Here is a 7,626-nt window from a genome sequence, read left to right on the forward strand (position 1 = left end):
TCATCCGACAGAACGCCCGCGGCAGGACCACGGGCGTTCTGTCGGATGATCCGAGGCAGGTCGGGTTAGCGACGCAGACCCAGCTTGCCGATCAGGGCGGTGTAACGCGCCTCTTCTTTTTTCTTCAAATAGTCCAGCAGCTTGCGGCGCTGTGCGACCATCATCAGCAGACCACGACGCGAGTGGTTGTCTTTCTTGTGCGACTTGAAATGCTCGGTCAGGGTGACGATGCGCGAGGTCAGGATCGCGACCTGCACTTCGGGCGAACCGGTATCGCCTTCCTTGGTACCGAATTCCTTGATGACGCGGGCTTTTTCTTCGACGGTGATCGACATCGGGATCTCCTTTGGAAACAGGGGTGAGGGCGCAGGCCGGGATGTCGTCCAGCAAGGTCCATAAGACACCGCACGAACCGGATGTCCGGCGGATGCGCGCGTCTAGCCCGGATGGGCGCAAAAGGAAAGCCCGTTCAGCCGTTCACCGCCACGATGCGCACATCCCCGACCTGCAGCCCGCCATGGCCCAACAGGCGGCCGACAGGATCGCCGTTCAGCTCCAGCAGAAAGGTGCCGTCGGCATCCTCGCGCAAGGTCACGACGGCATCGCGCGCCAGATCGGCATCCACATGCAGGGTGATCTGGTCCTGCGTGGCATCGAAATCGGCGATGGTCGGAATGCCTTGGGGGATATCGCGCAGAATGAAACTGTCCGCCCCTGCATTGCCGGATACGAAATCATGCGCGCCGGGCATCAGCAGATCGTCCCCCTCGCCGCCGTTCATCCAGACGGTTTCGGGACCGTCATGGCCGATCAGCACGTCATCGCCGCGCCCGCCGTCCAGATCGTCGGACCCTTGGGTCGAGACCAGCAGGTCGTTGCCGTCATGCCCGGCCAGCATGTCATTGCCCGCGCCGCCGAACAGGGTGTCGTCGCCCTCGCCGCCCATCAGCGTGTCATCGCCCGGATCGCCGAACAGCAGATCGTCGCCGCCCTGCCCGGCCAGCAGATCGTCGCCCGCCCCGCCATAGATGACATCATTGCCGCCGGGGCCATAATCGGCATCCCCCTGCACCCAGTCATCGCCCTCGCCCGCCTCGATCGTATCGTGACCCAAGCCGCCGCGCAGATCGTCGGCGCCACCACCACCGCGAATCAGGTCATGGCCGGTCGTGCCCATCAGGATGTCCAGATCGTCGGACCCATCGAAGATGGCACCGAGGTCGTCACCCGGATCGTCGGGATCGTCGGGATCGGGATCGGGATCCTCCGTGCCATCCGGAATGGGCATCACCGGCAGGGTCGAGCCGTCGTCATCGCCACCGGGCAGGTCCGCGTCGTCGTCATCGACATCGGGATGGCCCACAGCCGTCGCCATGCCGTCTGCCACAAGCCCCGCAAGCAGCACCCCCAGAAGACCACCCAGAATCATCATCGGATCGTTCCCGCCTGTCCCGACCCCATGCCGGTCAGACGACTATACGGCCCCGCAAGCCCCCAAAGAACGTGTAAGTTGACAAAGGGTTAACACCCGCAGGGCCAAAGCCTGCGGACATGAAAAAACCCGCCACGAAGGGCGGGTGATTTCGTCGTTTCCGGTGACCTGCCGGATGCCCGGCCAAGTCCCCGCCGATCAGCCCTGACGGGCCTTGAAGCGGCGGTTGGTCTTGTTGATCACGTAAATGCGGCCCTTGCGGCGCACGACCTGGCAGTCGCGGTGCCGGCTCTTGAGCGAGCGGAGCGAATTGCGAACCTTCATCGGTTTTCTCCATCGTCGCGGCGCTGCGCTGCCGCCAGGAAAACGAAATGCCCCCGGTTGTGGCCGGGGGCGGCGAAACATTGGTGGGCGGTACTGGGATCGAACCAGTGGCCACTACGATGTCAACGTAGTGCTCTACCGCTGAGCTAACCGCCCGTTCCTTGGTGATTCCATCACGTTTCCTTGCGAAAACCTGGTGGCACCCCCTCGGTTCGCGTGTCTATAACGGGGGTCCGGGGGGTATTCAAGACCTATCGGCAGCCAATTTTTCGGGTTTATATGCCTCATCGCCCCGCCGCATCCGTGCCGTGGCCCAGAATGCCGAGGACTGCCCTTGTCCCAGCCTGATCCGACCTATGTGCTGACCCGTCCGGACGTCTGGCAGTCCGGGGTCATCTTTGCCTCGCCCCATTCGGGACATGACTATCCCGCATGGTTCCTGCGCGAAACCCGGCTGCCGGTCAGCGCGCTGCGGTCATCCGAGGATGCGTTCATCGACCGCCTGATCGCCCCGGCTTTGCGCCATGGTGCGGTGACGCTGGCCGCCCGCATCCCGCGCTGCATCGTGGATCTCAACCGCGGCCCGGACGAGATCGACCCGCTGGTCGTGCGCGGCGTGCCCCGTCATCCGCTGAACCAGCGCACCCTGGCGGGGCTGGGGGTGATTCCCCGCGTCGTGTCGCAGGGCCGCACCATCCATGACCGCCAGATCGACCGGGCCGAGGCCGACCGTCGCATCGCCACCTGTTGGCGACCCTATCACGGCGCCCTGGCCGCCCTGATCGCCGAGGCCCGCGCCCGGTTCGGTCAGGCGATCCTGATCGACATGCATTCGATGCCCCATGACGCGCTTGGTCATCTGCAGGGGATGCGCCCCGACATGGTGCTGGGCAATCGCCACGGGCTGTCGGCGGCAGCGCGCATCTCGGACGCGGTCTCGGCCTCGGCGGAAACCGAGGGTTGGACGGTGCGCCGCAACTCTCCGTTCTCGGGGGCCTATATCTGTTCGGCCTATGGCCGCCCGGCGCAAAACATCCATGTCGTGCAGCTAGAGATCGACCGCTCGCTCTATATGGACGAGGGCACTATCACCCCCCGCGCCGATTTCGACGATTTCGCCGCCCGCATCGACCGCATGATCGCCCGGCTGGTCGCGATTCGCGCCGATCAGCCGGGGGGCCGGATCGCGGCCGAATAGCCGTGGCCGCGTTTAACGTGGGCGCGCTTCAAGGGGCCTCGTTTCACGGGGCCAAGCTGTGGCTGACCCATCGCGGGCAGATGCTGACCCTGCTGCGCGACGACCGGCCCGGCCTGCCCTTTCCCGGCCATTGGGATCTGCCCGGCGGCGGGCGCGAGGGCGGCGAATCACCTGTGGACTGCGCCCTGCGCGAATTGTCCGAGGAATTCGGCCTGCATCTGCCCCCTGACCGCCTGACCGGTCATGCCTTTGTGTCCCATGCCGCACCGCCGATGCGGTCCTGGCTGTTCACCGGCGCCCTGCACGCCACCGAGATCGCCTCGATCCGCTTTGGCAGCGAGGGGCAGGGATGGCGCATGATGCCGGTTGACGATTATCTGGCCCATCCCCGCGCCGTGCCGCATTTCTGCCGATGGATCACGCAGGTCCGCGCTGCATCGCCGCAAACCCCTGAACCAGCGGACGCAGACTGTCGCCCTTGACCGCCCAGCTGGTCGCAAAGGCGAATGTGGCGATGGTTTCCAGCCAAAAGACCGGACGCAGCGGCGCCAGCGCCCCCGACAGCCCCGGCAACCCGACCAGCAGGATCAGCGCCAGACAGGCCAGAATGGTCCAGCCGCAGATCCGATAGATCCGGTTCGAGGCACGCTTTTCGGCGCTGTCCTCGGCGCCCTTGACGAACAGCACCAGACAGAACACCGCCAGAGCGCCGAAAAACACCCCCGCCGCCGCGAAATGGACGCCATAGGTCAGCCATTCGGGCATCCGGCAGGCCAGCAGCGTGCAGGCATCGCCCGAATTTGCGGGTCCGGTCGTCGGCGCCAGCGCGATCAGCATCGCCCCGACGGAGGCGACACGCGCGGTGCCCCGGTCGGTGATCCGTTCGGCGCCCTCGGGGGCGAATCCCTCATAGCTCCACAGAAAGACGGCCTGCGCGATCAATGTGCCGACAAAGATGTCGCGCATCGGCGAATGGAAATAGGCCGAGATGCTGGACCCCAAAGGCTCGGGCCACAGGATCGCAAAGGCGATCAGCGCCAGCGGCAGGAAAAAGCCAAGCGCGCCGATGGCCCGGCGCACCGACAGAAAGGACAGGACCAGCTGGTTGCGGGCCTTTTGGTCGATGCCGCGATCATCCATCATCCGCCCCCTGCCATGCGCCATCATGCTGGCCCCGGCAGGGGCGGGCGGTCAATCCCGATCAGGCGCCGCCCGCCTAAAACAGCCCGTTCAGGCCATGTCCGACAGGATCGCCTGCGCCGCAGCGCGCGGATCGGCGGCCTGCCAGATGGGACGGCCCACCACGATGTGATCGGCCCCGGCGGCCAGCGCATCGGCGGGGGTTTCGATCCGCTTCTGATCGCCCGGCGCCGAACCTGCGGGCCGCACGCCCGGCGTCACGATCAGCCGCGATCCCGGCAGGGCGCGGATCGCCGCCGCCTCGCGCGGGGAACAGATGATGCCGTCGGCGCCGGCATCAAAGGCGCGGGCGGCGCGTTCCACGGTGATCTCGTGCAGATCGCCCGCCCGGATCATCCCGGCATCCAGATCGGATCGCTCGAGCGAGGTCAGGATGGTGACCGCCAGGATCTTCATGTCCGACCCCGATGCGCCCTGCATCGCCGCCGCCACCACCTGCGGATCGCCATGCACGGTCAGGAAATCCAGTTCGAACTGCGCCAGCCCGCGTACGGCGGCCTCGACCGTGGCGCCGATGTCGAACAGCTTCATGTCCAGAAAGATGCGCTTGCCATGGTCCTGCTTCAGCTCGTTGGCCAGCCCCAGCCCGCCGCCGGTCAGCATCCCCAGCCCGATCTTGTAGAACCCCACCGCATCGCCAAGGCGTGCGGCCAGATCAAGCCCCGCCACGGCATTCGGCACATCCAGCGCCACGATCAGCCGGTCATCCATTCCGCATTCCCCTTTGTCACATGCGCGCCTTATGCCACGCGTGCCGGACGCTTGAAAGCACAGCCTCGGCCCCCCAGATCTGGATCAGACCCGGACATCGACGTGCCGCCTCAGGGCGTCTGAAACACCGGGGGCTTTTGTCAAAGGAGTATGCCCGATGAACATGGACAAGTTCACGGAACGGTCGCGCGGCTTCCTGCAATCCGCCCAGACCATCGCGATCCGCGAAAACCAACAGCGCGTCATGCCCGAACATCTGCTGAAAGCGCTGATGGACGACGATCAGGGCCTGGCCTCGAACCTGATCACCCGCGCGGGCGGTGACCCGAAACGCGTGCGCGAGGCCACAGATCAGGCGGTGGCGAAACTGCCCAAGGTGTCGGGGTCGGGCAGCGGGCAGGTCTATGTCGATCCCTCGCTGGTCCGCGTGCTGGACGAGGCGGAAACGGTCGCCAAGAAATCCGGTGACAGCTTCGTGCCCGCCGAACGGGTGCTGATGGCGCTGGCCTTGGTCAACACGAATGCCCGCGATGCGCTGACCGCAGGGTCTGTCAATGCGCAGGCCCTGAACTCCGCGATCTCTGATATCCGCAAGGGCCGTACCGCCGATACGGCCTCGGCCGAGGACAGCTATGAGGCGCTGGAGAAATATGCCCGCGACCTGACGCAGGCGGCCCGTGACGGAAAGATCGACCCGATCATCGGCCGGGACGAGGAAATCCGCCGCACGATGCAGGTTCTGTCGCGCCGCACCAAGAACAACCCCGTGCTGATCGGCGAACCCGGCGTCGGCAAGACCGCGATCGCCGAAGGTCTGGCGCTGCGCATCATCGACGGCGACGTGCCCGAATCCCTGCGCAACAAGCGCCTGATGGCGCTGGACATGGGCGCGCTGATCGCAGGTGCCAAATATCGCGGCGATTTCGAGGAGCGGCTGAAGTCCATCCTGAAGGAAATCGAGACGGCGGCTGGCGAAATCATCCTGTTCATCGACGAATTGCACACGCTGGTCGGCGCGGGCAAAGGCGATGGCGCGATGGATGCCGCCAACCTGATCAAGCCCGCTTTGGCGCGGGGCGAATTGCATTGCGTCGGCGCCACCACGCTGGACGAATACCGCAAATATATCGAAAAGGACGCGGCGCTGGCCCGCCGCTTCCAGCCCGTGCTGGTCGAGGAACCAACGGTCGAGGATACGATCAGCATCCTGCGCGGCATCAAGGAGAAATACGAACTGCATCACGGCGTGCGCATCAGCGATGCGGCGCTGGTGGCTGCGGCGACCCTGTCGCATCGCTATATCACCGACCGGTTCCTGCCCGACAAGGCGATCGACCTGATGGACGAGGCCGCCTCGCGCCTGCGGATGGAGGTCGACAGCAAGCCCGAAGAACTGGACCAGCTGGATCGCCAGATCCTGCAATTGCAGATCGAGGCCGAGGCGCTGAAGAAGGAAGACGACTCCGCCAGCCGCGATCGGCTGGAGCGGTTGGAGAAAGACCTGTCCGGCCTGCAGGAACGCAGCGCCGAGATGACCGCCCGCTGGCAGGCCGAGCGCGATCAGTTGCAGGGGTCGAGGAACCTCAAGGAACAACTGGAACGCGCCCGCGCCGATCTCGAGCAAGCCAAGCGCGAGGGCAATCTGGCCCGCGCCGGTGAACTGTCCTATGGCGTGATCCCCGGTCTGGAAAAGCAGCTGGCGGAATCCGAGACCGGTGACGGGCGGATGGTCGAAGAGGCCGTGCGCCCCGAACAGATCGCCGAGGTCGTGGAACGCTGGACCGGCATCCCGACCAGCAAGATGCTGGAAGGCCAGCGCGACAAGCTGCTGAAGATGGAGGAACAGATCGGCAAACGCGTCATCGGTCAGGCCGAGGCAGTCACTGCCGTGTCCAATGCCGTGCGCCGCGCCCGCGCGGGTCTGAACGACGAGAACCGTCCGCTTGGATCGTTCCTGTTTCTGGGCCCCACCGGCGTCGGCAAGACCGAACTGACCAAGGCGCTGGCCGAATACATGTTCGACGACGATTCAGCGATGGTCCGCGTCGACATGTCCGAATTCATGGAAAAACATTCCGTGGCCCGGCTGATCGGCGCGCCTCCGGGCTATGTCGGCTATGACGAGGGCGGCGTCCTGACCGAGGCCGTGCGTCGTCGCCCCTATCAGGTGATCCTGTTCGACGAGGTCGAAAAGGCGCATCCGGACGTGTTCAACGTGCTGTTGCAGGTGCTGGATGACGGGGTTCTGACCGACGGTCAGGGCCGGACGGTGGATTTCAAGCAGACGCTGATCATCCTGACCTCGAATCTGGGGTCTCAGGCGCTGTCGCATCTGCCCGAAGATGCCGATGCCAGCGATGCCCGCCATCAGGTGATGGAGGCGGTGCGCGGCCATTTCCGCCCCGAATTCCTGAACCGTCTGGACGAGATCATCATCTTTCGCCGCCTGTCGCGGACGAACATGGACGGAATCGTCACGGTGCAGATGGCGCGGCTGGTCAAACGGCTGGCGGCGCGCAAGATCACGCTGGACATGGATGACGCGGCCCGCAAATGGCTGGCCGATCAGGGCTATGATCCGGTCTTCGGCGCCCGCCCGCTGAAACGCGTGATCCAGCGCGCCCTGCAGGATCCGCTGGCCGAGCTGCTCTTGTCGGGCGAGGTCATGGACGGCGCGACCGTCACCGTCAGCGCCAGCCCGGACGGGTTGCTGGTCGGCGACCGGGTGGGTCAGGCCGGCCCCCGGCTTGGCGCCATCGGC

Annotated in this window: 8 protein-coding genes and 1 tRNA gene; 3 read left to right on the plus strand and 6 right to left on the minus strand. The window is 65.6% G+C overall.

Features of this window, described 5'->3' with window-relative positions; genetic code table 11:
* Positions 1-65 precede the first annotated feature (65 nt).
* From rpsO to EG885_RS21125, 4 genes are all read right to left on the minus strand, one after another.
* A complete protein-coding gene (rpsO, locus tag EG885_RS21110; protein WP_131578611.1) occupies positions 66-335 on the minus strand; it encodes a 30S ribosomal protein S15 in 270 nt (89 codons plus the stop codon).
* Positions 336-469: 134 nt separating this feature from the next.
* Complete coding sequence (locus tag EG885_RS21115) at positions 470-1,432, minus strand: calcium-binding protein (protein WP_242679782.1); 963 nt, start codon at positions 1,430-1,432, stop codon at positions 470-472.
* A gap of 198 nt (positions 1,433-1,630) precedes the next feature.
* Complete coding sequence (ykgO, locus tag EG885_RS21120; RefSeq protein ID WP_042245282.1) at positions 1,631-1,756, minus strand: type B 50S ribosomal protein L36; 126 nt, start codon at positions 1,754-1,756, stop codon at positions 1,631-1,633.
* A gap of 81 nt (positions 1,757-1,837) precedes the next feature.
* Positions 1,838-1,912 (minus strand) — tRNA-Val (locus EG885_RS21125).
* A 178-nt stretch (positions 1,913-2,090) separates the two neighbouring features.
* Here EG885_RS21125 and EG885_RS21130 point away from each other — a divergent pair.
* Positions 2,091-2,954 carry an N-formylglutamate amidohydrolase gene (locus tag EG885_RS21130; protein WP_131578614.1) on the plus strand — a complete coding sequence of 288 codons (864 nt, stop codon included), beginning with the start codon at positions 2,091-2,093 and terminating at the stop codon, positions 2,952-2,954.
* Between the two features lie 2 nt (positions 2,955-2,956).
* The gene (locus tag EG885_RS21135; RefSeq protein WP_242679783.1) at positions 2,957-3,436 is read left to right on the plus strand and encodes an NUDIX hydrolase; all 480 of its coding nucleotides are present in this window, start codon (positions 2,957-2,959) and stop codon (positions 3,434-3,436) included.
* Here the strand turns inward: EG885_RS21135 and EG885_RS21140 are convergent.
* Positions 3,372-4,097, minus strand: coding sequence for a DUF998 domain-containing protein (locus tag EG885_RS21140; RefSeq protein ID WP_131578616.1), 726 nt, complete (start codon positions 4,095-4,097; stop codon positions 3,372-3,374). The genes EG885_RS21135 and EG885_RS21140 overlap by 65 nt on opposite strands.
* 87 nt (positions 4,098-4,184) lie before the next feature.
* Positions 4,185-4,865, minus strand: a complete 681-nt coding sequence (gene pyrF / locus EG885_RS21145; protein ID WP_131578618.1) for an orotidine-5'-phosphate decarboxylase — start codon at positions 4,863-4,865, stop codon at positions 4,185-4,187.
* A 157-nt stretch (positions 4,866-5,022) separates the two neighbouring features.
* On the opposite strand from pyrF, the gene clpB reads away from it, so the two are divergent.
* On the plus strand, positions 5,023-7,626 hold a 2,604-nt coding region (gene clpB / locus EG885_RS21150; protein ID WP_131578620.1), incomplete at its 3' end, for an ATP-dependent chaperone ClpB.

It is taken from the genome of Paracoccus nototheniae (assembly GCF_004335005.1).
GTDB classification, from domain to species: domain Bacteria; phylum Pseudomonadota; class Alphaproteobacteria; order Rhodobacterales; family Rhodobacteraceae; genus Paracoccus; species Paracoccus nototheniae.